The 24,893-nt window shown below is 53.5% G+C and carries 24 protein-coding genes and 1 tRNA gene; 20 read left to right on the top strand and 5 right to left on the bottom strand.

All coding sequences use genetic code 11. The annotated features are described in order from the left end of the window. Positions 1–13: 13 nt before the first annotated feature. Entirely contained in the window at positions 14–742 is a 729-nt protein-coding gene (locus ACYVRB_RS02965) for a GH25 family lysozyme (protein ID WP_461213453.1), read from the top strand. A gap of 17 nt (positions 743–759) precedes the next feature. After that, positions 760–1,116, top strand: coding sequence for a YxeA family protein (locus ACYVRB_RS02970; protein WP_461213454.1), 357 nt, complete (start codon positions 760–762; stop codon positions 1,114–1,116). A 77-nt stretch (positions 1,117–1,193) separates the two neighbouring features. Here ACYVRB_RS02970 and ACYVRB_RS02975 read toward each other — a convergent pair whose 3' ends face one another. Next, complete coding sequence (locus tag ACYVRB_RS02975) at positions 1,194–1,580, bottom strand: DUF4828 domain-containing protein (RefSeq protein ID WP_461213455.1); 387 nt, start codon at positions 1,578–1,580, stop codon at positions 1,194–1,196. 160 nt (positions 1,581–1,740) lie between these two features. Between ACYVRB_RS02975 and ACYVRB_RS02980 the strand changes: the two genes are divergently transcribed. From ACYVRB_RS02980 to ACYVRB_RS02995, 4 genes are all read left to right on the top strand, one after another. Then, positions 1,741–2,721 carry a Gfo/Idh/MocA family protein gene (locus ACYVRB_RS02980; protein WP_461213456.1) on the top strand — a complete coding sequence of 327 codons (981 nt, stop codon included), beginning with the start codon at positions 1,741–1,743 and terminating at the stop codon, positions 2,719–2,721. Positions 2,722–2,733: 12 nt separating this feature from the next. Continuing rightward, positions 2,734–4,011 (top strand): DEAD/DEAH box helicase, encoded by a 1,278-nt coding sequence (locus ACYVRB_RS02985; RefSeq protein ID WP_461213548.1) that lies wholly within the window; start codon positions 2,734–2,736, stop codon positions 4,009–4,011. 21 nt (positions 4,012–4,032) lie between these two features. Beyond that, on the top strand, positions 4,033–4,452 hold the full coding sequence (locus ACYVRB_RS02990; protein ID WP_461213457.1) for a DUF3284 domain-containing protein: 420 nt from the start codon (positions 4,033–4,035) through the stop codon (positions 4,450–4,452). 41 nt (positions 4,453–4,493) lie between these two features. Continuing rightward, positions 4,494–4,567 (top strand) — tRNA-Arg (locus tag ACYVRB_RS02995). A 210-nt stretch (positions 4,568–4,777) separates the two neighbouring features. Here the strand turns inward: ACYVRB_RS02995 and ACYVRB_RS03000 are convergent. Next, positions 4,778–5,107 (bottom strand): DsrE family protein, encoded by a 330-nt coding sequence (locus ACYVRB_RS03000; protein ID WP_461213458.1) that lies wholly within the window; start codon positions 5,105–5,107, stop codon positions 4,778–4,780. A 149-nt stretch (positions 5,108–5,256) separates the two neighbouring features. Between ACYVRB_RS03000 and ACYVRB_RS03005 the strand changes: the two genes are divergently transcribed. Then, a complete protein-coding gene (locus ACYVRB_RS03005) occupies positions 5,257–5,928 on the top strand; it encodes a hypothetical protein (protein WP_461213459.1) in 672 nt (223 codons plus the stop codon). Positions 5,929–6,023: 95 nt separating this feature from the next. Further along, positions 6,024–7,193 carry an iron-containing alcohol dehydrogenase gene (locus ACYVRB_RS03010; RefSeq protein WP_461213460.1) on the top strand — a complete coding sequence of 390 codons (1,170 nt, stop codon included), beginning with the start codon at positions 6,024–6,026 and terminating at the stop codon, positions 7,191–7,193. Positions 7,194–7,243: 50 nt separating this feature from the next. Here the strand turns inward: ACYVRB_RS03010 and ACYVRB_RS03015 are convergent, their stop codons facing one another. After that, the gene (locus ACYVRB_RS03015) at positions 7,244–8,413 is read right to left on the bottom strand and encodes an MFS transporter (RefSeq protein WP_461213461.1); all 1,170 of its coding nucleotides are present in this window, start codon (positions 8,411–8,413) and stop codon (positions 7,244–7,246) included. An 81-nt stretch (positions 8,414–8,494) separates the two neighbouring features. Between ACYVRB_RS03015 and rbsK the strand changes: the two genes are divergently transcribed. After that, positions 8,495–9,403: a ribokinase gene (rbsK, locus tag ACYVRB_RS03020; protein ID WP_461213462.1), complete on the top strand. Its 909-nt coding sequence runs from the start codon at positions 8,495–8,497 to the stop codon at positions 9,401–9,403. 68 nt (positions 9,404–9,471) lie between these two features. On the opposite strand, the gene ACYVRB_RS03025 is transcribed toward rbsK, so the two are convergent. After that, a complete protein-coding gene (locus ACYVRB_RS03025) occupies positions 9,472–9,939 on the bottom strand; it encodes a MarR family winged helix-turn-helix transcriptional regulator (RefSeq protein ID WP_461213463.1) in 468 nt (155 codons plus the stop codon). Between the two features lie 151 nt (positions 9,940–10,090). Here ACYVRB_RS03025 and ACYVRB_RS03030 point away from each other — a divergent pair, with 151 nt between their 5' ends. The 5 genes from ACYVRB_RS03030 (at position 10,091) to ACYVRB_RS03050 (ending at position 16,682) form a co-directional block, all read left to right on the top strand. Then, a complete protein-coding gene (locus ACYVRB_RS03030) occupies positions 10,091–12,421 on the top strand; it encodes an ABC transporter ATP-binding protein/permease (protein WP_461213464.1) in 2,331 nt (776 codons plus the stop codon). 271 nt (positions 12,422–12,692) lie between these two features. Next, positions 12,693–13,292, top strand: coding sequence for a TetR/AcrR family transcriptional regulator (locus ACYVRB_RS03035; protein ID WP_461213465.1), 600 nt, complete (start codon positions 12,693–12,695; stop codon positions 13,290–13,292). Positions 13,293–13,592: 300 nt separating this feature from the next. Next, a complete protein-coding gene (locus tag ACYVRB_RS03040) occupies positions 13,593–14,666 on the top strand; it encodes a phosphomevalonate kinase (RefSeq protein WP_461213466.1) in 1,074 nt (357 codons plus the stop codon). A 158-nt stretch (positions 14,667–14,824) separates the two neighbouring features. Further along, the gene (locus ACYVRB_RS03045) at positions 14,825–15,616 is read left to right on the top strand and encodes a hypothetical protein (RefSeq protein ID WP_461213467.1); all 792 of its coding nucleotides are present in this window, start codon (positions 14,825–14,827) and stop codon (positions 15,614–15,616) included. A gap of 103 nt (positions 15,617–15,719) precedes the next feature. Continuing rightward, a complete protein-coding gene (locus tag ACYVRB_RS03050) occupies positions 15,720–16,682 on the top strand; it encodes a YihY/virulence factor BrkB family protein (RefSeq protein ID WP_461213549.1) in 963 nt (320 codons plus the stop codon). A gap of 47 nt (positions 16,683–16,729) precedes the next feature. Here the strand turns inward: ACYVRB_RS03050 and pyk are convergent, their stop codons facing one another. Beyond that, positions 16,730–18,160, bottom strand: coding sequence for a pyruvate kinase (gene pyk, locus ACYVRB_RS03055; RefSeq protein WP_461213468.1), 1,431 nt, complete (start codon positions 18,158–18,160; stop codon positions 16,730–16,732). A gap of 268 nt (positions 18,161–18,428) precedes the next feature. On the opposite strand from pyk, the gene ACYVRB_RS03060 reads away from it, so the two are divergent. The 6 genes from ACYVRB_RS03060 to ACYVRB_RS03085 all read left to right on the top strand — a co-directional run bounded on the left by ACYVRB_RS03060 (position 18,429) and on the right by ACYVRB_RS03085 (position 24,878). Further along, positions 18,429–19,001 (top strand): NADPH-dependent FMN reductase, encoded by a 573-nt coding sequence (locus ACYVRB_RS03060; protein WP_461213469.1) that lies wholly within the window; start codon positions 18,429–18,431, stop codon positions 18,999–19,001. After that, positions 18,998–20,161 (top strand): NADPH-dependent FMN reductase, encoded by a 1,164-nt coding sequence (locus ACYVRB_RS03065; RefSeq protein WP_461213470.1) that lies wholly within the window; start codon positions 18,998–19,000, stop codon positions 20,159–20,161. The genes ACYVRB_RS03060 and ACYVRB_RS03065 overlap by 4 nt, the downstream gene beginning before the upstream one ends. Further along, the gene (locus ACYVRB_RS03070) at positions 20,158–21,087 is read left to right on the top strand and encodes an FAD:protein FMN transferase (protein ID WP_461213471.1); all 930 of its coding nucleotides are present in this window, start codon (positions 20,158–20,160) and stop codon (positions 21,085–21,087) included. Before ACYVRB_RS03065 ends, ACYVRB_RS03070 begins: the two co-directional genes overlap by 4 nt. 186 nt (positions 21,088–21,273) lie before the next feature. Continuing rightward, positions 21,274–22,449, top strand: a complete 1,176-nt coding sequence (locus tag ACYVRB_RS03075) for an acetyl-CoA C-acetyltransferase (protein WP_461213472.1) — start codon at positions 21,274–21,276, stop codon at positions 22,447–22,449. Between the two features lie 9 nt (positions 22,450–22,458). Then, positions 22,459–23,706, top strand: coding sequence for a hydroxymethylglutaryl-CoA reductase, degradative (locus ACYVRB_RS03080; RefSeq protein ID WP_461213473.1), 1,248 nt, complete (start codon positions 22,459–22,461; stop codon positions 23,704–23,706). A 5-nt stretch (positions 23,707–23,711) separates the two neighbouring features. Continuing rightward, the gene (locus ACYVRB_RS03085) at positions 23,712–24,878 is read left to right on the top strand and encodes a hydroxymethylglutaryl-CoA synthase (RefSeq protein WP_461213474.1); all 1,167 of its coding nucleotides are present in this window, start codon (positions 23,712–23,714) and stop codon (positions 24,876–24,878) included. Positions 24,879–24,893: the final 15 nt, after the last annotated feature.

The raw sequence follows: 24,893 nt of genomic DNA on the forward strand, positions 1-24,893 counted from the left end.
GGAGGTGAAAAGAATGCGTTCAAAACGTCCCATTTATGCGGACACATACGAGCGACGCCGGCGCTGGGTGCTCACAGGCGCAGTGGTGGTCGTTGTGATCGCGCTGATCAGTGGCGGTTGGTGGTGGTTACACCGCAACCCGCGCCCGAGTGCTCAGCGCTATCCGGTCATGGGGGTGCGCGTGGATCAAACGCTCGGCGTCATTGATGCGGATAGTTTGCAAAAAGGCGGCGCTAATTTTATCTACCTGAAAGCCACGCAAGGGGCGAGTTTCGTCGATGACAATTTTGCCTCGAATTATTCCAAAACGGCAGGGTTGAAAGTGGGCGTGTACCATTACTTCAGTTTTGATTCGACGCCACAAGCCCAAGCCACCAATTTTATCGATCACGTGCAAACCAATATCGGCAGCCTGCCGGTTGGGATCTATCTGACCAATTACGGCACCTACGCGAATAATCCGCCAAAAGATGCCGCCCAGCGCGTGCAGATCTTTGTGACACTGTTGCAACGCCAGTATGGTTGTGCGGTGGTGTTGATGGGCAAGCCTAGTGTGTTGGCGAGCGTCAAACAGGCCACGCCGACCAGCCCGCGTTGGGTGATCAGCGACAAGCGCCCAAAGTCCGGACAGTTTTGGGAATACGCAGACGCCAAGCTCCCTCATGGCTCAGGGGATCAGGCGTATCCCAGCGCTGTTTATATAGGAAGCCGGGCAGATTTTGCTAAGTTGGCGACGAACTAAGAGTTGAGGTGAAAAGGATGAAGCGATTTTTGATCGGCATCGTGATGTTTGCGGTGATCGTGTTTGGCGGCTTGAAGATTTTCACCGCCATGAATTATGGCGGCACGGCGTATTACACCAAGGTCACCACCGTTGGCACCAAGATCGCGCCCCAAGATGCCAAGGGCAACGTGTACGTCGATTATCGTTACGCCCAAACCGGTTATGCGGCAAGTGGTGCGGCCAAAAAGCTGGTGTTTAACGCCAACAAAGCGCGTCCGCTGCGCCTCGGGGCTTATCTCAAACTCACTTACAATGCGAACAAAGGCGTGACGAGCTGGGAAGCCGTCCCTGCATCCAAAGTCCCACAGCCGGCAAAACAGCGACTGGAATAATCAATTCAAAAACAGGCCTCTGATCAAAACCTAAAATTGGTTTTGGTCAGAGGTCTGTTGATTTGTTTAACATAATGCTAATCCGTTTCATCTGCGGCAGGTGTGTCAGCCGAATCAGCGGTTGCCGCAATGGCATAAGTTGTGTCTTCGGCTTCATCGTAAACCGATTCTGGGCCATCAGGGCCGTTAGTGACGATCAGTTGGTAACCGTAATGATCTAGAAATGTCAGCTTGTCAGTTGTGATGCCGGTCACCTGGCCTGGCAGAGATTGGCCATCGATTTTGATGTCGAGTTCAGGACTGATGCTGAGCTGATGACTTTTTTGCGTCTGCTCATCGAGAAAGCCATAATCACCGGTGAACAATTGCGCCAAATCCAAGGCAGGATTGTGGGGCGCTTTGTGAGTGCGGTGATCGACCATCTGCGTTAATGTGCGCATGAAGCGCTGTAAATTTATCGCCATCAGCTTACCTCCTGATAAGGATTTGTTCTATCGTAATCATCATAGCACGAACCATTAGCGTAAGGTACTTCTGGGGCATTGCAATTTGTTGACGTTCTTGCGACAAGGCAAGCATAATTTTGTTATGATAGAGACAAAGCATGCGAAGGAGGAGTTGTAGATGTTGCAATTGGGAATTATCGGCACTAACTGGATCACCAAGCAATTCGTGCAGGCGGCCTTGGGTACTGAACAATACACCTTGGCGGCGGTATATTCTCGCCACGAAGCCACTGCGCAGGCATTCATCGCAGATACGGCACCAGCCAAGGCTTTTACCGACATGGCGGCGTTTTTGGCCAGTAATATCGATGTGGTGTATATCGCCAGCCCCAACAGCCTGCACGCCCAGCAAACCGTGCAGGCGCTCGATGCCGGCAAGCACGTGATCGTCGAAAAGCCGATGGTGACGCATTCCAGCCAGCTGGCGGCGATTCAAGAAGCGCTTGACGCCCATCCAGACGCGATGGTGTTTGAAGCCGCCAGACATCTTTACGACCCCAACTTCCAGGTGATTACGAACTACCTGTTTACCCACCATATCAGCGGCGCGACGCTCAATTATATGAAATATTCGTCGCGCTACGATGCCTATCTAGCAGGCGAGCAACCCAATATTTTTTCGACCAAGTTTGCCGGCGGCGCCTTGATGGATCTGGGGATCTATCTGGTTTATGCCGCGGTGGCCTGGTTCGGCAAACCGCAACACGCGACGTATCTGCCACACCTATTGGCTAGCGGCGTCGACGGCGATGGGGTGGCTCAGCTGAACTACAAGGACTTCGACGTCGTCTTGCGGATGGGCAAAACCACTAACTCGCAGGCCGATTCCGAGCTTTACTTCGGACGGGACACCTTAAGCTTTGATTCACCGGGCGAACTCAATTCCCTGCGGCTACACACCGGGTCTCAGGTGCAAGACTTGAGCGTTTTGCATGCGGCCAACCCGATGACAGAAGAGGCGACATTTTTCGCCAAGGCGCTCACCACCGACCACCGGGGCGCTTTTGCCATGAAGTGGGCGTTGGCCAAGCAAGTGCACAAGGTGATGGGTGACTTGCGTGCAGGTAGCAACTTACACTATGACACCGATCCAGAATAGGAGAACAATTTGATAGCAGAACCATTCCGCCCTTTGTGGCAGGCCGCCGGTTTCGGTGACCCAACCTTGATCCAACAAGCGGTGTATGCACCGCTCAAAGCCGATGAAAACGTCATCGGCCTGGCTCCGACCGGCTCCGGTAAGACGCTGGCGTTCGGCCTGCCGCTGTTGGAAAAACTGATGCCGGGAGAAGGCATCCAACTGTTGATCTTAGCGCCGTCTCAAGAGCTTGCGATCCAGACACGCAACGTCTTGCAACCATACGCTAAGGCCGTTGATTTGAGTATTGTCGGCGTGACCGGCAACGCCAACGTCAAGCGGCAAAAAGAACAATTGAAAAAGCATCCTGAAGTCATCGTCGGCACTGCCGGCCGGCTTTTGGAACTGGTAAACGCCGGAACGCTGAAGCTGCACAGCTTGCAGACGATCGTCGTCGATGAAGCCGACGAGCTGTTGCGCGAGCCTGGCTTAGACCAGGTGCGGGCGCTGACGATGGCCAGTCCGGCCGACGTACAGATGAGCTTTTTCTCTGCGACGGCCAGTTCGATGTTCAACGAATTGGACAAGTGGTTTGGCATCGAAGTCAAGACCATCGACGTGCGGGCACAAGACCACACGCAAGGAGCCGTGCAACATCTGTTTGTTCAAACCGATAACGCTCACCGGGTCGAGTGGTTGCGCGCGCTGGCTCACCTCGACGACTTTCAGGCTTTGGTATTTTTCAACAACAACGGCACGCTGGAAAAAGTCGCCAGCATCTTGCACCATCAGGCGGTGAAATTCGCCGTGTTGTCACGCAATGATCGCTCGATCAACCGCGCCAATGCTTTGACGGCTTTCCGTAAGCACAAGGTGACATTGTTGTTGGTGACTGACTTGGCAGGCCGGGGCTTGGATTTGAAGAAGTTGCCCGCCGTTGTCAACTATGCCGCTCCTAAGCGCGCAGAAGCTTATATCCATCGTGCCGGACGCACCGGGCGCATGGGCGCGACCGGGTATGTGGTGACATTAGGGGATGATCACGACCGCCGCGATCTCAAGAAGCTGGTGCCACAATATGACATCCGGCGCGGGTACTTAGTCGACGGCAAGTTGACGACAGTGGCCCCTGAGCGCAAGGAGGAGCCGGCCATTACACCGGTTGCAACTGCTAAGCCGGTGGCCGTCAAGGCGCCGCGTAAGCCTGCGTTGGCCAAGTCGGCGGTCGTTGAGCCGCAACCTAAACCTAAGCACAAGAAGAAGCGCCTGCGCGACCAGAAGAACAAAGGCAAGCGTAAACCGAAGAAGTAAGCATTTCCGGGGGGAATCGAATTGAAAATCAAGCGAACATTGGCCGTGCCAGCGGCGTATTTTTACACCAAGGTGATCGACTCTGTGCTCTATGACATCAAGCAAAATACCGGCGAAATGCTGAAACCACAGGCCTTGCAAGGTTATGAGTACCGTAAGCCGATGGGTAAGGTGCAAGCGCGGGTGAAGATCACCAAGAACGTCATCAATCGCACCTATGCATTTGAAACCGACATGGTCGGTGGCAAGTACATCGTCTCTTATGGTATTCAAGAAACCCAAGACGGCAATGTCGAAGTGACCTATGAAGAAGAAAGCAAGTTCACCAGCACCGTACGTGATTGGAACCAGAAACTGATGGTGTTGTTACTCGGACATGGCCGCAAGAAACAAATGATCGCCATGCTCGATCAAATCGCCGCCAGCTACACGCAGGCGTAATCTTGCAAGCGGCGTCTTTACCCCGTATAATGGATTAGTCCGCAGTGGTAGCTCACCTGGATAGAGCAATGGTTTCCTAAACCATAGGTAGAGAGTTCGAGTCTCTCTCACTGCATGTTAGGTCTAACGCGGGGTATCAATGACACCAGGAACGCTGTTTTTACAGCGATCTTGGTGTTTTTTTCGCAAAAAAATGCCTTCCAGTGTCGGCTGGAAGGCGATAGCTTGGAAGAAATGCCCCAAAGCTAACACGCGGAAGTCTTGTCGGAAACGACGAGGCTTCTTTGCGTGGATGATTGGCTGGCGGGTCGTGAATCCACCACGCTCAAGGCTTGATATACGCAAAACCGTGGTGTTGCCGCTGGGCGAGCTCTACCACGCCGGAAGGTACGGTGGTTAGGCCATCTTGCAACTGGTTTTCACTGATCTTGCGTTGGTGCAAGGAGTTGGCACACACAACAATATTGACGGTGCGCGCCAGCAGCCCCAGATCGATGTCTGAGCCGGTCACTGCAGACTCAACTGCTTCACCGTTGATCAAGACCTCCATTGTCGAATTGTCGCTTTGTGCGAGCAACCACTCGTGAAAATGTTCGACGTTGCTGAGTAACGTCGGCCATTTGGCCTGATCGTCGATGTGAAAAATCACGTTCATGTTGTATGTGCCCCCTGATTGATTTTGACTATATAGTAGCATAAATATTGTTCAAGAAACCGCCGATCTCATGCAACTCCTCAAAATGTGTGGTTAACTGGGACTATCATCACGGCCAGGTGCATCGTAGCTGGCAAGAAGGAGAACAGATGCCAATTTTTATCATGACCGTGGGCTTGACGCTAGGCCTCGTCATCGCCGCAAGCGTCGGGCTGTCTTGGCTGAACAGTCAAACTGTGCAAGCCGTCGTCAACCGCACTGGTAAGGCCAACTTTCAACTGTGGCTGATGCGGCCGGGAATATTTGTTCATGAGACACTCCACGCGCTTGTCGGGTTGCTTTTTGGGGTGCAGGTGACGCAATTTTCACTGCGTCCTGATGCCAATTCCGCCGCTCATGTGAGTTTCCGGTATAACCGTCATTCCTGGTGGCAACGACTAGGTGTGGCTTTGGCGAGCGCGGCACCGCTGTGGGGAATCGGGAGCTTCTTGCTACTACTTGGCAAACACGCGTGGTTTCCCGGTGTCTCTTGGCAGAAATTAGGAGAGGTGGCACCAACACCTGATTGGCCATGGGTGTTGGGATGGTTGGTTGCGGCAGTGCTCTTGACGTTTGGTGCGAGCCTTTCGCGTCAAGATCTGCGCAACACCTGGGTTGGACTACCACTTGTGATTGTTTTGTTGATTATTGTATTTTTCGGTTTGCACTTCTTCGCACCTGTAGGTTTGACCAGTTGGGTCCAGTTCAACGTCCTGCTGGCTAAGGTTATCGGGGTGATGGCAGCCATCGGCATTTTGGTTAATCGGTTAATGGCATTGTGAATGCAACGGACAGATTCCTAAATCTGTCCGTTGTGTTTGTGAACACAGTCACGTACTATGAAACCGTAATCAAAAAACGAAAGGTGATTGCCGCTATGAAAACAAATTTTGATTTCTTAATGCCGAGTGTTAACTTCTTTGGACCGGGGGTCATCGCCAAGATCGGCGAACGTGCGAAGATGCTGAACATGACGCATCCGCTGATCGTCACGGACAAATTCTTGGCCGGAGTCGAAAACGGTCCTGTCGCCCAGACGCTGGCATCACTCAAAGCTGCTGGCGTGACTTATTCCGTTTTTGAAGGAGTCGAACCAAATCCGAAGATTCACAACATTCAAGCTGCCAAGGCGCAGTATCTGGCCGAAAATTGTGACAGTCTGATCACCGTCGGCGGCGGTTCCGCGCATGACACCGGTAAAGGCACTGGGATTATTTTGACCAACGGCGACGACATCACCGCCTTGGCTGGCATCGAAACCTTGAAAAACGCGTTGCCACCGTTGATGGCAGTCAACACCACCGCCGGTACCGGTAGCGAGCTGACGCGCCACTGCGTCATCACCAATCAAGAGACTCATCTGAAGTTCGTGGTTGTTTCTTGGCGGAACATTCCGCTGGTTTCCTTCAACGACCCCACGCTGCAACTCGACGTGCCTGCCAAGCTGACCGCAGCGACCGGGATGGATGCTTTCGTTCAGGCCATCGAACCATATGTTTCCACCAACCGCAACGCGATCACCGATGGCCAATGCCTGCAGGCGATTCGCCTGATCGAAAAGAACCTGCGTGAAGCCGTCGCCAACGGCCACAATCTTGATGCTCGCAGCGGCATGGTCGAAGCCGAGATGTTGGCGGGGATGGCCTTCAACAACGCTGATCTTGGGTATGTGCACGCGATGGCGCACCAACTTGGCGGCCAATACGATGCGCCACACGGTGTCTGCTGCGCCTTGTTGTTGCCGGTGGTTGAAGAATTCAACATCATCGCTTGCCCTGAGCGCTTCGCGGAGTTAGCAGTCGCTATGGGTGAAAACATCGACGGTTTGTCTACGCGCGATGCTGCTGAGCTGGCGATCAAAGCCATGCGTCAGATGTCTGAAGACGTTGGCATCCCGCGTTCGATCAAAGACATTGGGGCCAAGCCTGAAGACTTCGAGCTGATGGCGGAAAACGCCTTGAAAGACGATAACGCCTTCTCCAATCCACGCAAGGCCACCAAAGACCAGATCGTAGCATTGTTCCAGAAAGCCTACGACGCCCAATAATTAAATAAAGCCACTGACCGTTCCGAGCAATCGGGAAGGCCAGTGGTTTTTTATTGGGTTGATTTTAATTTTACGGCATATGTGATTAAAAACGAGGCCGCCAGGAATACCACGACCACCGCGTAAGGAATATGGTAGTTCCAGTCGAGCAACGCGCCTGCCATTAGCGGTCCGGCGATGTTCCCAATCGACGTCAGGCTGAGGTTCAACCCGTTGATCACGCCTTGATTGTCGCGGCTTTGTTTGGTCAACAGCGTCGTGATGGCCGGCCGCAACAAATCGAAGGCGGTGAAGGCGATCAGTGTGGCGACCATGACCGCCCATTTGGCGTGGGCAAAGTTGATCCACAACACGGCCAAGGCGCTGGCGAGGAAGCTAATGCGCGTCAGTCCAATTTCGCTCAACCAGATCACGATGCGATCGAAGAAGACGACTTGCAGGATCAACGAGATAATACCGTTGAGCGTCAACACTAAGGCGATATCGCTCAAGGTAAAATGGAAGACTTCATTCACGAAGATCGAATAAATACTTTCAAAGCTTTGCAGCCCGAAACTGGAAACTAAGATCAAAATGAACAGCATCAGCATCGGCCCGGTCAACACTTGTTTCCAGTTGGCAGTGCTGGTTGGCCGTTGGCGGACGTCGCGATGGGCGACCAGCTTGCGGTCGTCTGGCAGAAAGACGATCAGCGCCACCAAGGCCAAGGCTCCGAAAATGGCCGCCACCCAAAACGGCACCTTGTAGCCGTAGTTGGCCAGCATACCGCCAAGACCAGGCCCCAAGATCAAGCCGCCAGACAGACTTGCCGACAGCCACCCGATGACTTTGGCGCGTTGCCGGTGGTCGGTGACGTCGGCTGCCAGTGCTTGGGCAGTAGGTACGTACATGCCGGCAGACAAGCCGCCGATGATCCGCGACAGATCAAACATGTAGAGATGGTTTGTTAACGCAAAAAGGGCTTCAGACAGCGCAAACAACGCTAAGCCCACGACCAGGATCGGTTTGCGTCCGAGTTTGTCCGACAACCTACCGATGATAGGGGAGCTGATGAACTGCGTCAGCGCGAATAGTGATGACATGATCCCCATATCCGTTGCGCTGAGATGGAGGCTATTTTTGATGAAAGGCATCACAGGGAAGATCAGACTCATTCCCAGACAGATCAAGAACTCGCTGAAAATCAAGATCGCAATGGTGCGACGCACTGATTTTGACATGGTGATTACCCCCTTAATTTTCCACAATAGCCCAAATGATAACATAGAAAATGTTATGCTGGATTAAAAGGAGATGAGCAAATGCCTAACAAAATCGCGATCGTCGGGAGCATCAACGTCGATCATATTTTGCAAATTTCGCGCTTGCCGCAACCGGGCGAGACCTTGGCCGTGCGTCGTACCACGCGTGCAGCCGGTGGCAAAGGTGCCAATCAAGCCGTTGCCGCTGCGCGTAGCCAGGCAGTGGTCCAGTTTTGCGGCGCGGTCGGCGAAGACGATGATGGGCGGTTTATGTTGCAGCAACTGCAAGCCGCTGGTGTCACCACCACTGCCGTCAAGGTTGAACCACACACCGCCACCGGTCAGGCTTATATTTTGCTTCAAGCCGGCGGAGAGAATTCCATCTTGATCCAGCACGGGGCCAACTTTGCCCTCGTCCCGGCAGACATCGCCGTTCCAGCCAGCGATATCGTGATCGCGCAACTCGAGGTCCCACAACCTGTGATCGTTGAAGCCTTCAAGCAGGCGCGTGCCCAGAACAGTTTGACACTGTTGAATCCAGCGCCGGCAGCGACGTTGAGGCCTGACTTGTTGACGACGACTGATATCATCGTGCCCAACGAAACCGAAAGTGCCGCCTTGACCGGTCTGCCGGTGCGTACCCAGGCTGATTGGCAAGCCAACGCAGACTGGTTCCATAAGCATGGCGTCAAGATCGTCATCATCACCCTTGGGGAGCAAGGCGCTTATATTTCTGGCCTTGGGTTACACACACTGGTGCCAGCCTTTGCGGCGATGCCTGTCGACACGACGGCAGCAGGGGACACTTTTATTGGGGCTTTCAGCGCGGAATTGCAACCAGACGCCTCCAGTGTGCTGGCCGCGGTGCGCTATGCCAGCATGGCGTCAGCCCTCGCCATCCAACACCTGGGCGCCCAGCCTTCGATCCCGATGCGGCGAAGCGTCACCGCGGCTTTGGCCAAGGTCTAATCAGACTAAACAAGCGTTGCAACTGCGCCTCCTGGTTAGGAGCGTGCGGTTGCAACGCTTGTTTGTGTTCACATTTTTGAAAGCGGCTTTGGTTTGAGACTAACGATCCCGATTTTGGCAAAAAGACTGATGATATCTGCCATATCCGCATCGAGACGGTGGTGGTCTTGGGCAGACAGGTCCTTTAACCGAGCGGCAATGCGGGCTTGCACGCGTCGCATGTGAGCTTCAACGATGGCATCGCCTGCAGTGGTGCGGTAGACGTTGACGACGCGCCGGTTATCGACGTTGTGCTCGCGGCGGACCAAGTACCTGGTTTCGAGGCTTTGCATCGTGCGCGTGAGTTGGGGTGCAGTGGTGCCCATCAGAGTGGTCAAGCGGCTCATGCTCGCGCCTTCATGGGAGTAGACCATCACCAGCGTCATGATTTGTTGTGGGGTAAGATCGAGTTCTTCAATAGAAAGGTTTTGTAACACTCCTTGGGCCAAGGTTGCAAATAATTGCCCAAACAATTCGACATTATCTTGCGGTACCATCGCCATCCCCCTTTTTGGTTGCCAATTCAGCCTTAAGTCGCATTTTAACTGAATTGTGTCCAAACAATTGACAAAAGATAAGTATGTCCGCATACTTATCTTTTGTCAAGTATACGCGGCGGATGCTGCGGAGAAAAAGGGGAGACGCTACTTGCTCGAACTCAAACACATTAAGAAATATTATCACGTGGGTGGCACCACCACCAAGGCGCAAGACGATGTTTCGGTAGCCTTTCGTGAACAAGAATTCGTCGCGATCCTGGGTCCCAGCGGTTCTGGTAAAACGACGATGCTCAACATTATTGGTGGCTTGGACCGCTACGATTCCGGGGATCTGTTGATCAAAGGCAAGTCGACCAAAGACTTCAAAGATGCTGACTGGGATGCCTATCGGAATAATTCGGTCGGGTTTATTTTTCAGTCATATAACCTGATCTCACACCTGTCAATCATGGATAATGTCGAGATGGGTATGACGCTGTCAGGCGTGTCTGCCGCGGAAAAGCGCCAGCGAGCCGAGGATGCTTTGATCCGTGTTGGCTTAAAAGAACATATGCACAAAAGCCCCCAACAGCTGTCTGGGGGGCAGATGCAGCGAGTCGCGATCGCCAGGGCGATCGCCAATGATCCTGAAATCTTGCTGGCAGACGAACCGACTGGGGCGCTGGATTCTGAGACCTCAGAAGAGATTATGAAGCTGATCCGCGACCTGTCCAAAGAACGCCTGGTCGTGATGGTGACACATAACCCTGATCTCGCCAAGAAGTATGCGGATCGGGTGATCGAGTTTGCTGACGGCCAGATCCAACATGATTCCAATCCATTCGCTGAGGCTGGCCAAGATGATCAGTTCAAGCTCAACCACACCAAGATGAGTTACTGGACAGCGTTGAAGCTCAGCTTTAACAACATCCGCACCAAAAAAGGGCGGACGTTCTTGACCGTGTTTGCCTCTAGCATTGGGATCATCTCGATTGCAGTCGTGTTGGCATTGTCCAACGGTTTCCAAAAGCAGATCGATAAGACCCAATCTGAAGCGATGGCATCGATGCCGGTGACGATCTCTCAAACCGGTACGGATACCAGTTCGATGATGACCGGCACCAAGACCAAAACTTTTTCTAAGGCAAACCACCTGACTGCAGAAAAGTCTGACGCAGAAAAAGCGCAACACACCAACAAACTCACCGATCAGTATCTAGATTACATCAACAAGGTGCCTAAAAAAGATGCTAAGAACATAGCTGTGACTTACGGGACGGGGATGAACCTGATCCGTAAAGTTGACGGTAAGTATAAAGCCGTCACCTTCTCGACAGCTAACCCTGATTCTAAGAGTGTCGATTACTCGTCGATGATGGCGGCTTCCACCGGCGTCGGAGGTTCGGTTTACCCAATCGACCGCAACGGTGGTCAAAGTTTCTTGAAAACCTATTACAAGGTGATTGCAGGGAAGTACCCGACGAAGACGACTGACATCATTTTAGTCGTCAACAAGGATAACTCCATTGATATCAACGCGCTGAAGAACCTGGGCTACACTCCGAAGGAAGGCCAAAAACTCAACTTTGGCGACTTGGTCGGCACCAAGGTACAGGTCGTTGCCAACAACAACTATTACACCAAGCTTCCGACTGGCACCTTCATGCCAACGCAAAATTTGGACCAAGCTGCGTCTGCGGCCAACACTAAGACGCTCACTGTTTCCGGGATCGTGCGGGTCAAGTCCAAGAATTCTGATGGTTTGTTGGCGAGTGGGGTGGCGTATAGCGCCGCGTTGACCAAACAGGTCTTGAACGCCAATAAAAACTCGGCGATCGTCACCGCTCAAAAGAGCAGTCAGGCCAACGTGATTACTGGCCAAAGCATGGATGCCGCCACGCGCGGCACGCTGCTGACGAGCTTGGGTGGTTCGAGTACCCCGACGTCGATTCAGATCTATCCGTCTAGTTTTAAGCTCAAAGACAAGGTTTTGAAATATCTTGACAAGTGGAACAAAGGCAAAGCGAAGGCTGACCAGGTCATTTACACCGATCTGGCAGGGACAGTTTCTGACATGACGGGTGGGTTGATGGATGCCATCACCTACGTCTTGGTTGCCTTTGCCGGGATCAGTCTGGTCACCTCGATGATCATGATCGCAATCATCACCTACACCAGCGTCTTGGAACGCACCAAAGAAATTGGGGTGCTGAAGGCCTTAGGGGCACGGAAGAAAGACATCACGCGGGTGTTTGACGCGGAGACGTTCATCTTAGGCTTCGGGGCTGGTGTCTTCGGGGTCGTCGTCGCTTGGACATTGACCTTCCCAATTAATTCTTTGCTTGTCGGGGTCACAGGATTGAGCAACGTTGCCGTCTTGAATCCGCTGCACGCGGTGATCTTGGTGATTGTTTCGACGATCCTCACGATTTTAGGCGGCCATGTGCCTGCCCGGATGGCGGCCAAAAAAGATGCCGCGATCGCCTTGCGAGCGGAATAGTTTCAACAAAAGCAGCCATGTGGCTGCTTTTTTGATGACTTTTGTTGCGTGGTCCGCGTTAGCTGGTACTTTAATGAAGGCGACCAGATAACATTTGGGCCCTGCAGCAGGACAAACCACGGTGGTGAACAAGGTGTCATTTTATCTAGGTGAAGCGCATCTCAGCGGATTATGTGTTTTTCTAAACATTAATGATTGCGTTTTCGTGATGCTTTGGTAAAATAACATTATAAGTATCCTGGGGTAAACAGTATGAAAGTGGGGGAACCGCATGGCTCGCAGAAAGTCAATCACAGAAACGCAGATTTTAGAGACAGCTTATCAACTCGTCGTCGAAGAAGGCTTCAAGAGCTTCACGGCGCGTAATATTGCGCGGCATTTGAACTGTTCGACGCAGCCAATCTATCTGGAGTTCAACTCAATGGGGGAGTTGAAGTCTGCGGTGATGGAACGAATCAAAACCGAACTGACGAATCAAGTGTCTCGCCGATACACAGATGATCCGATTGTCGACTTGGGGTTGGCCTATATCGATTTTGCTTTGGAAAACCGGATGCTTTATCGTGCGGTATTTGTCGAAGATCATTTTGGTGTCGCTGAGATGCGCGAGTTTGCGTTTTCGACCGCCCTCAAACGGTTCAATGATTACGCACCGGCAGTCAAGCTGGATCCGCAGCGCCGCCGGGACACCTTGACTGGTTTGTGGATTGTGGCGACGGGGATCTGCAACTTGATGGCACCGGGTTTCATCGAATTGACCCGGAGCCAGATGACGGACATCTTGCAGGCCGTTGTTCATGACTTTATCGCCAACAAGCGCTTTTCAATCGACGCCAAGCAGATCAAGATCAATCAAGAACTCGTGGGTTGATTGGTGGGACACAAACATATCGGCATTGCGCAAGTCATCGTGTGCGTTGACTTGCGCTTTTTCGTGGTGTCAGCGCGACTTATCTAAAACATGAGCATGAAGCGATAGATCCAAGCACCTTTTCAGAAAACATTGGTTATTGTTTTTCCGATTCAAGATGAATAGAATAGATAAGGTGCGTTTCTCAAGAATTAGTTACGGTTGTGGGTGGGATGAGACATTATCCGCCATTGGACGTATAATCATAGCGCACAAGATCGTGATACGGTCTGAAAAATTTTGGTGAAGGGTTCTGATGGATTGGTAACAGCGCAGGCGCCAGGCAAGCTTTATATTGCCGGTGAATACGCGGTGGTGGAAACTGGGTACCCCGCGGTAATCGTGGCTTTAAATCAATTCGTGACGGTAACAGTGGAAGTCGCCGACACGTATGGGAGCATCAACTCAAAGCAGTACCAGGAGAATTCGTTAACTTGGCAACGCAACGGTGATGAGATGGTTTTTGATAACCGCGATAACCCATTTCACTATATCTTGAGTGCAATCCGTTGCACCGAGATTTACGCGCGTGAGTTAGGCAAGCCGTTATCGCTTTATAACATGGATGTCGACTCCGACCTTGATGCTACCGACGGGAAAAAATATGGGCTGGGCTCTTCTGCAGCGGTGACTGTGGCGACCGTCAAGGCGTTGAATCAGTTCTATCAGTTGCATATGTCCAAAGATCAAATCTACAAACTCGCTGCGATCGCACACTTGGACATCCAAGGCAACGGGAGCCTTGGTGACATTGCCGCGTCCGTTTATGGCGGGTGGATCGCTTATCGCTCCTTTGACAAGGCGTGGCTTGCGGCCGAACGGCGAGAACATTCGCTTTCCGAGTTGCTTGAGATGGACTGGCCAGATCTGTCGATCGAATTGCTCGATGCGCCGGCTAACATGCAACTGTTAATTGGCTGGACCGGCTCGCCGGCTTCGACCAGCCGCTTGGTGGACAAGATTGCCATCGCTCAAGCAAAGCAGCACGACGAATACCAGGCGTTTTTAGCGGCCAGCCGCAACACGCTTGAAGGCTTAATTGAAGGCTTCCGCAGGCATTCCTTGGCGGCAATTCAAGCCGGTATTCGTGCCAACCGTCAATTACTCAACCATTTAGCCAGCTTGTCAGGGGTTGAGATCGAAACCCCAATTCTCCAAAAAATGTGTGATCTAGCAGAACGTGCCGGCGGGGCGGCAAAGTCTAGCGGTGCCGGTGGCGGAGATTGTGGTATCGCGTTGGTCGATGCCAGTGTCGACACTGATGCGCTGAAGGGTCAATGGCAAAAAGCAGCCATCGAGCCACTACCTTTTCAAGTTCATGAACTGCTCGACTAAATCCTGATAACAACGATGATCTGTCACAGTCCTGAAACCCGTGGGCCTGGGGCGGGTCTTTTTTGATCGCGTCGTCGGCTTTTTTTCGCCAGAGAGTTGGCCGTGTGCATGCCACACTGCTATAATTAGCCTATCGTAATCAATGGAGGGTCGCAATTATGGGGGTCAGTTTGCTACATAATATGCTAGTGCGTGAATTGGCATTAGTGGCGCTTTTGGTGATCGTTTTGATCAGCTTCTACATTCGGTATACTGCGGCGGCGCGCAAAGAATATGTGCGCACGCGTGAGCGGCGGATGGTCATTGTTGTTCGCTCTGCGCGGCGGCAACTCGTCGTGGTGGTGGTTTTGTTAGCGGCGGTGCTGGCTTACGATCGGGTCTTGCCGCATTTTGGCATCGGTGCTAGTGCGGCGCGGCAGTCGACTGTCACCAAGCATCACGCCCCGGCGAAAATCCAAGTCGTGTCGTCGAGTAAAAAGTCGTCGGCGAGCACGCATAAACCGGCCAAGAAAACGACCAAGAAACGTGACAGCGCCCGCATTGCTTCAAGTAAACGGGCCGCTAGCGCCAGCATGATCGCTGCCAGCAAGTCTGCGTCAGCCAGCCGCGCCGAAACAGCTGCTGCCAGCCAGTCCTCGCAAGCGGCAGCTTCTAATGCGTCAGCCGCGAGTGACTCGTCTTCTAGCCGTGCCGCTTCTTCAAGCAAAGCGGCCACAAGCGGCGCCGGCGCGAAGCAAAAGGCGGTCGCAACCATGCAAGCATACCTCGCCCAGAATCCCAACGCCGTTGCCGGACGTGTCGACAATGTGGGTGTGATCGATTATTCGACCGATTACAACGGGGTCCCAGCTTATCAAGTCGGGTTGTATCAGACGCAAGCAGATGGTTCAAGCGTTGCCATCCACATGTATTTCGTTTATGCCAGTGGCAATGTTGTTAAAGCGTATTAGGTCTTCAAGGTGGGCAATGACCCACCTTTTGACGTTAAAGGAGGAAGGCGTCATGAGCGCGAAGCGACGGTGGGTTTTAAAACGTCCGCAACCCGATCACACCATGAAGCTGACCGACGATGAGCGCCAGGTGTTGGCAGATACACGGATCCCATTAGCTAACAAGGTATTGCCCAAACGTGTCAAGTTTCGTGAGTTTTTGAAGCTGGCCATCCGCCGCTTTGGGGATGCTGAACTTGGCGCTACGGCAGCCAGTCTCGCCTTTTATTCTCTCTTATCGTTATTTCCCATGTTGATCCTGCTGGGAAACTTGTTGCCACTTTTTGGGCTGAGTTATGATGGGGTGAGCGACTACCTCGAACAGGTGGTACCCGCATCGATCATGGGTTGGATCGATCCTGTCATTCATAACCTCCTTAATTCAACTTCTGGGTCGGCGTTGTCCATCGGGGCGATCGGGACGCTTTGGGCCGCGAGTTTGGGCGTCAACGGCTTGAAAAACGGGTTCAATAAGGCGTACGGGGTCAATCCGCGATCAAACTTTATCGTCCAGCGCTTGTTATCGATGCTGATGATCTTCTCGCTGGTTTTGCTGTTAGGGCTAGTCATGATCGCGTTTACCTTCGGCCGCCAGTTTCTCGAATGGTTAGTGCCGCTCTTAGGATTATCAGATGGTTGGTTGAGCACCTTCGACACGTTACGTTGGCCGGTGACGCTGTCTGCGTTGGTGGTCGTGATTTTTGTCCTCGATTATTTCTTACCCAACGCTCGCATCGCAATGTGGACGGTGTTTCCCGGCGGGGTGTTCACGATCGTTTCCTGGTTGGCGCTCGCGCAAGGCTTTTCGCTTTATATGCGCTATTTTGGTGCCCGGTTCAGCTCCTACGGGACGATCGGGACCTTCATGGTGTTGCTATTGTGGCTCAACTTCAGTGCGATGTTGCTGTTGATCGGGGCGGTGATCAATGCGTTGGTCGCTGAATATTTCACAGGGCATCTACATCACTCTAGAGGCAAGCTCCATGATTTCTTCAAGAAGCGGTTTCGTCAGCAGGAACAAAGCTGAGCAAAGTAAAAGCGCCTGCCACAATTGTGGCAGGCGCTTTGTTGATATTAGTCGGCGACACGTCGCAACATCACGTTGTTGGTGGAGCCTGGTTCATACAGCGGCAGTCCGGCAACGATGACCACCACGTCGCCGGCAGTTAGCTCACCCGAAGCGACCAGTTTGGCTTCGGCTTCTGCGACCAAGGCTTCAAATTCTTTGCCTTTGTCGAACACGACTGGCGTCACGTTCCAAGATAACAACAGGCTGGAAGCGGTACGCTCGTCATAGGTGACAGCCAGAATCGGGGCAACTGGTTTCAAGCGGGAAATCTGGCGGGCGGTGTAGCCACTGGCAGTTAAGGCGATAATGGCTTTAGCATTGACGCGCTCAGCTGCTGTGACCGCGGCGATGGCGGTCGTCGTGGTAATTGAGCCAGCTTGCTTTAGTTCATCGAGCACAGGGCTGTGCTTGGGTAGCATTTTGTCGGCACGTTCGTCGATGACAGCCATCGTGTGGACAGACTGGACAGGGTAATCCCCGTTAGCAGATTCGCCAGAAAGCATGGTTGCGTCGGTGCCTTGCAACACCGCAAAGGCCACGTCGGTCACCTCAGCACGTGTCGGCCGCGGGTTTTCTTGCATGGAATCGAGCATCTGCGTCGCGGTGATGACCGGCTTGCCGACGAGGTTGCACTTGTGAATCAATTCTTGTTCCACGGCGACCACTTCTTCATAAGGGATCTCGATGCCCATGTCCCCACGGGCGACCATCAACCCGTCAGCGGCTTCGAGGATATCATCGGCGTTGTTGATGCCTTCTTGAGATTCGATCTTGGGGATGATCAAGACGTCTTCGCCACCGACTTCTTTGAGCACGTCTTTGATCTCTTGCACATCAGAAACCTTGCGGACAAAGCTGGCCGCGATGAAGTTGATGCCTTGGGCGACCCCGAAGCGGATGTCGTCTTTATCCTTGTCGGTGATGCCTTTGAGCTGCAAGGAAACGCCAGGGGAGTTGACGCCTTTTTTAGAACCCAGCGCTGCTGGGTTTTGCACTTCCAGCGTTAATTCGCGTTTGTCGGGATTTTTAGCGATGATCTCGGTGTCTAACAAGCCGTCGTCGAACAAGACGTGATGGCCGATCTCGACGTCATCGTACAAGCCCCCGTAGGTAATGTCGACGGCGCCTTTTTGGCTGAGCTTGCCGGTGTTCATGGACAAGGTGATCTTGTCGCCGGTGGCATACTCGACTTTTTTACCGTCTGTGGTCGCGGTCGTGCGGATCTCCGCGCCTTTGGTGTCCAGCATTAAGCCAACTTTAACGCCAGTTTCTTTCATCGCTTGCTTGACCAAGTTCATCCGGCCGAGCTGTTCGGCGTGATCGCCGTGCGAGAAGTTGAAGCGGAAAATATTGGCGCCGGCATTGATCAAGGCCTTGATGGTCTTGAGATCATTGGACGCTGGCCCGAGGGTCGAAACGATTTTAGTTTTACGCATGGTAAAAATTTTCCTCCAAAATTATATGTAAGCGTGATTCTAATCACAACTTTCATTCTAAAGAATTATGAAGCGATTGACAATTACTTTTGTGTTGCAATTGAAAAGGCGTTCATTACGGTATCTTAGAAAATGCCAAGAATGAAGGCGATAAGAGACAGTGAATCGCAATCATCAGTGATTGCAATCTTTGTTAAATCGGTTACAATTTGCTTATTGGCAACTTCATCAATTGAGTTGCCGCCGCTGACAATAAGGAGTGATTAATGTGAAATTTGTCGCAATCGTCGGCTCCAACGCCGCCCATTCATACAACCGCAAATTGTTACAGTATATGCATCGCCATTTTGCCGATGACGAAATTCAAGTGATCGATATCCTCGATTTCCCGATGTTCAATGAAAACCATCCGCAAGAAGATCCGCAACCCGCCGTCGCGCTCGCCCAAGCGATCGAAGCTGCCGACGGGGTCATCATTGGTTGTCCAGAATACAACCACAGTGTGCCTTCTGGGCTGAAATCGGTCATTGAATGGGAATCTTACCGGTTGCATCCGTTCCAAGATAAGCCGGTGATGATCGTGGGTGCGTCGATCTATCCGCAAGGCTCTTCCCGCGCGCAACTACACCTGCGCCAGATCTTAGACTCACCAGGGGTCAACGCCCAAGTCTTTTCCGGCAACGAGTTTTTGCTCGGCGCCGCAGACGAGGCGTTTGATGCCGACGGGGAACTTAAAGACACCGGTACGGTCGACTTTTTGACGCTTTGCTACCAGCAATTCAAAGATTTTGTAGCGATGCATCAACTTTATGCCGCTAGCAAGGAAGGAGACGGACAATGAAATTAACGGCGATTGTTGGCACCAACGCGGATTTTTCCTACAACCGCTCGTTGCTCCAATATATGCAAAAACACTTCAGCCAGCTGGCCGACATCCAGATTGTGGAAATCGATCAGCTGCCGGCATTTTCTGTTGATAAAAAGCCCGATATGGCCATCTGGAAGTTCAAAAAAGCCGTGCAGTTGGCCGATGGGGTGATTTTTTCGACGCCTGAATACGACCACTCTATCCCGGCGGCGTTAAAGTCTGCCATCGAGTGGCTGTCGTATCGTTCCAATGTCTTGCGCCACAAACCGGCGATGATCGTTGGGGCCAGCTACGGGGAACAGGCATCTTCTCGCGCGCAAGAACATCTGCGCCAGATCTTGGCGTCACCGGATTGTGATTCGTATACACTGTCTGGCAATGAAATGTTGATCGGGAATGCGGCCAAGGTGTTTGTCGATGGCAACGTCACTTCTGCCTCAGTGCAACGCGAGCTGGAGCGATACTTTGTCAACTTTATGAACTTCATCGAACAAATCGAAACGGGGGATTCTGACATGGGCATCAACAAACCATATTTAGACGACGCGTACATCAACTTTCCAACCGGACGCTTGAGCTTCCGCGAGGTGCAACAGATCTTTTCAACGATTCCGTTTGAAATCGACTTGATCGACCACACCGATCATTTCACCTGGTTTTCCAATAAGCCGAATCGCGAACACGTGCGTTCACCGCGCGAACTCGGAGAAAGCGTCGAGGAATGCCATCCGCCTAAGGCATTGCCGATCGTGATGAAGATCATCAATTCCTTCAAAGACGGGTCCCAAGATTCCGTTTCGCGGCCGCTGGTCATGCACGGCCACCGCGTGTTGATCCAATATTATGCATTACGCGATGTTGACGGGTCTTATCTGGGCACCATCGAGTTCACCGGTTCTGTCGAGCACATCTTGAACTTCTATGAAGAAGGCGCCTGGGCCAGCGACGGCACTAGCGGCGCCAGCCAAACCGATGCCACCAGCGGTGCCAGCGCAACCACAGGTGCCGCCACGGAACCGGCTGGTAAGTCTGACGCCGCCAGTGGGGCAAGTGCCACCGACACCGACCAGCCAGCTGCACCTGCGAGCGATGCCGGCCAACCAGATGCCACTAGTGGGGCTTCAGAACATTGAGTTTAGCAACCACCAAGCGGATTAAGATCACCCACGGTCTCGGGACGACGATCACCTTGACGACGTTTGGCGAAACCAGCGATAGTGCGCTGGATGCGGCGAGTGCCTTGATCGTGGAATACGAAGATCGGCTGACGGTCAACCGGCCGGTGTCCGAGGTGATGGCAATCAATCATGCTGCCGGCGATAAGCCAGTGAGGGTGTCGCACGAGACCTATCAGCTGGTTTGTCGCGCCGTTGCCGCCAGTCGTGAAGATTTCGGCTTCAACGCGTTGATCGGGCCGCTGGTCAAGCTTTGGGCGATTGGTTTTGAAGGCGCGCACGTGCCGGACGCTGAAGCGATCGCGCAACGCCGCCAGCTGATCGACCCCGCTGATGTCGTCTTAAACGATGCCGAACAGTCGGTGTTTTTGACCAAATCCGGGATGGAACTCGACTTAGGGGGGATCGCCAAAGGCGAGATCGCCGATCGCGTTGCGGATCTCTGGCGTGCGTATGGCGTCGCCAGTGGCATCATCGATCTGGGCGGGAATCTGCTTTTTGTCGGGGATTCCGCCCGCCGGCAAGACGGCCGTTGGGTGATTGGGGTCCAAGATCCGCAACAAAAGCGGCATGTCGAGCTCGGCCGTGTGGTGTTACCGGCGTGTTCAGCGGTTACCAGCGGCATCTACGAGCGGTTTTTGATCGTCGACGGCAAGCAATATCACCATCTGCTTGATTCGCGCACGGGGGCGCCGTTGCAAACCAAACTTTCTGGGGTGACAGTATTTGCCAAAGAATCGGTGGTGGCAGAAACCGAGGCTAAGCGCCTGTTTTTCGCCGGGGCACCGATCCTAGGGTGGGAGACTCGTCCGGGGATCTTCGGGGCGGTTTTCGTCTATCAAGACGATCATGTCGAAACCGTGGGCGTGACGTTGCAATCATAACCGCTGATCAGGCGTGTGGCGTTAAGCCCACGCCTTTTTTGGTGCCATGTTATTTTTGGTCGCGTTGATGCCTACCAGTGAGGCTTAAGAATTCTTTATGGTAGTTACCCAAACCCGAGTCAATCGCGTATAATGATTGAGTACAATTTCGTCGCAGCCGGCATACCGGCACACTTGGAGGACAGCATGGAATCAATCGTAATCGTTAGCGCCAAGCGGACTGCCATCGGTAAGTTTGGCGGGGCGCTCAGTTCACTTTCTGCCGTTGAGTTAGGGCAACACGCTGCGGCAGCCGCGATCCAAGCGGCAGGAATCGACCCGGCAAGCATCGATCAGGCGATTTTTGGCAATGTCTTGCAAGCAAATTCTGGTCAAAACGTTGCCCGCCAAATCGCGCTGGGCGTCGGAATGCGTCCCGAAAGCACCGCGATGACCGTCAATGAAGTCTGCGGTAGCGGCCTCAAGGCGATCCGTCTCGGCCAAGCCGCAATCGCCATGGGAGACGCGCAGATCGTGTTGGTTGGTGGTACTGAAAACATGAGTCAGACGCCGTTTTACGCGCCGAACATGCGCTTTGGCAAGAAACTCGGGGATGTGTCTTTCGTTGATGGAATGATGCGAGACGGGTTGGCGGATGCTTTCAGCAACGAACCCATGGGTATCACGGCTGAAAACGTTGCGACAGAGTATCAAGTTTCCCGTCAGGAACAAGATGACTTTGCGCTGGCGTCACATCAAAAAGCCGTTGCAGCAATCGCAAACGGCGATTTTAGTGACGAGATCACGCCTGTAACGGTGGCGAGCCGCCGCGGGGAGATCACTGTCACTCAAGATGAAGGCCCGCGTCCAGACACGAGTGCAGAGAAGCTTGCAAAGTTGCACCCGTCATTTCGGAGCAACGGTACCGTCACTGCTGGTAACGCCAGTGGCATCAACGATGGCGCCGCGGCGTTGATTTTGATGACCCAAGCCAAAGCAAAAGAGCTGGGTTTGTCGTGGTTGGCAACAATTGATGGCTACGCTGAAGGTGGCATCGCGCCTCGGGTCATGGGGTACGCGCCAAAGCGGGTGATCGAAACGCTGCTAGCCAAGACCGATACCGCTATTGATGATATCGACACGCTTGAGTTGAACGAGGCGTTTGCCGCCCAAAGCGTCGCGGTCGTCCGTGATCTTGGTATCGACCCAGCTCGGGTGAACCCGCAAGGTGGCGCCATCGCTTTAGGCCATCCATTAGGGGCCAGCGGTGCGCGGCTGGTGGTGACGCTGGTACACGAACTGCGGCGTTTGCAGGAACACACCGGCGTCGCAGCGCTTTGCGTCGGTGGTGGCATAGGGGTTGCCATGCAGTTGCGGGCATAGGAGAAGCGGATGAAATTTTATCAACAAGACGCCGCCGGACGGTTGAAGCAACTGGTGGCAGAAGGCTACCTGACGCCTGAAGATGCCACCTTTTGGCAACAAGATTCGGTGTTGCCTGCCGGAGTGGCTTCAGCGTTGAGCGAAAATCAGATTGGCCAGTTTGCTTTACCGCTGGGTGTCGCCCGTAATCTACTTGTCGACGGCGTCACTTATCAGGTCCCGATGAGCACTGAGGAGCCTTCCGTGATTGCGGCGGCATCTAACGGCGCGCGGTTGGCGGCCATGGGCGGTGGCGTCCAGACCGCCACGACAGCCCACTTGGTGCAAGGCGAGATTGTTTTTGCCGAGGTGGCAGATGTGCCTGCGGCGGCGGCCTTGATCACGGCAAAAATCCCTGCGTTGCAAGCCGCGGCTACAGCCGCCCATCCATCAATCGTTCGTCGCGGCGGCGGGTTGCGCAATGTGACCGTGACGTCGGTGGCTGAGTTCCTGAAAGTGACTTTGGCCATCGACACGCAGGCAGCCATGGGAGCCAACATCGTGAACACGATCTGCGAGGCCTTGGCTAAGGTGATCGGGGAGTGGTTGCATCAGCCTGCCTTGGTCGCGATTTTGAGTAACGCCAGCACACAGCTGACGACTGCTAAAGTCGCCATTCCTGTGGCGGCTGTGGCTACCAAAGGACGCACCGGCGCTGAAGTGGCTGACCGTATCGCCCAGCTCTCGCGGCTTGCCCAAGTGGATGTCGCGCGTGCGGTCACACATAACAAAGGCATCATGAACGGCATTCAAGCCGGCGTATTGGCTTCTGGTAACGATACCCGTGCAGTCGCGGCCGCGGTGCACGCATACGCGGCAAGCGCCGGTCAATACCGGGGCCTGAGCACCTGGCAGATCGAAGATGAGCGGTTGCGTGGGCAGTTGACACTCCCGTTGCCGGTCGGCGTGGTCGGTGGTGCGATCTCTGCGCTACCAGCGGCCCAGGCGGCCAAGCGTCTCGGCCACTATACGGATGTGGCGACGCTCCAGCGAGTTTTGGCGGCATTGGGTTTAGTCCAAAACCTCGCCGCTTTACGGGCACTGGCTGGGCCCGGCATTCAGCAAGGGCACATGGCGCTTCAAGCCAATGCGCTGGCGATGCAGGCCGGGGCGCAAGGTGACGAGATTCAGGCGGTGGCGGCGGCGTTGCAAAACGCCAACAAAGATCTGGCTACCGCCCAAGCCTTGTTGGCACAAATCAGAAAACAAAAGGGGTAGACATCGTGACAATTGGAATCGATCAGATCGGCATGGCGACACCGGGATTTTATCTGGACTTGGTCGAATTGGCCAAGGCTAGAGGTGATGAGCCTGACAAATACACTATCGGTATCGGCCAGGATCAACAAGCCGTGGCTCCAGGCAGCCAAGATATCGTGACGATGGGCGCCCAAGCAGCCGCGGAAATCTTAACGGCAGAAGACCGCGACAAGATCGGGCTGATCGCGTTGGGAACTGAAACCGGCATCGATTCTTCAAAAGCCGCAGCATTGTATATTCAGCAGTTGCTTGGTTTGAGTGAATGGGCCCGGGCCATCGAGTTGAAAGAAGCGTGTTACGGTGGGACGGCAGCACTGATGATGGCGCGTGATTTTGTCGCTGCGCATCCTGACAAAAAGGCACTGGTGATTGCTTCTGACATCGCGCGCTATGGGTTAGCGACCGGCGGTGAGGTCACACAAGGTGCCGGTGCAGTGGCGATGATCGTCAGCACAGAACCGCGGATCTTGGCCTTGGCCGATGATTCGGTATACCGCAGTCAGTCAATCATGGATTTTTGGCGCCCAGTATACACCGACCTGGCACTTGCCAAAGGGAAGTATTCCACCGAACAGTACCTCGACTTTTTCCAGAAGGTCTGGCAGCAGTACCAGCAGGAGTCTGGCCGTCGCGTTGCCGATTTCAAGGCGTTGTGTTTCCACTTGCCTTACACAAAGATGGGCCTTAAAGCGTTGCGGTTGGTCTTACCAACGGCAGCCGAAGACCAACAAGACCAGTTGATGCAGCATTTTGACGCCAGCATCCAGTATTCACGACGGGTGGGTAATCTGTACACCGGGTCGCTGTACTTGGGGCTGTTGTCTTTGCTCGAACTGGATGACAGTTTGCGCGCAGGCGATCGGCTGGGGTTGTTCTCATACGGGTCGGGCGCCGTGGGAGAGTTCTTCTCCGCGACGTTGGTCGAAGGGTTCAAAAAGCAGTTACACTCGGCCGCTCACCGTGAGTTGCTTGACGGCCGCAAGCGCCTGAGCGTTACTGAATACGAGCACGTGTTCCAAGATAAGGTGCCATATAGCGCTGAAGATTATCAAGCAGACCCTGATTATTTTGCCGGCGACTTCGTACTGACTGGCGTGGAAGGGCAAGAGCGCCAGTACCAAAAGCGTTAAGCCAACACTAAAAAA

Source organism: Lacticaseibacillus boliensis (genome assembly GCF_054784775.1).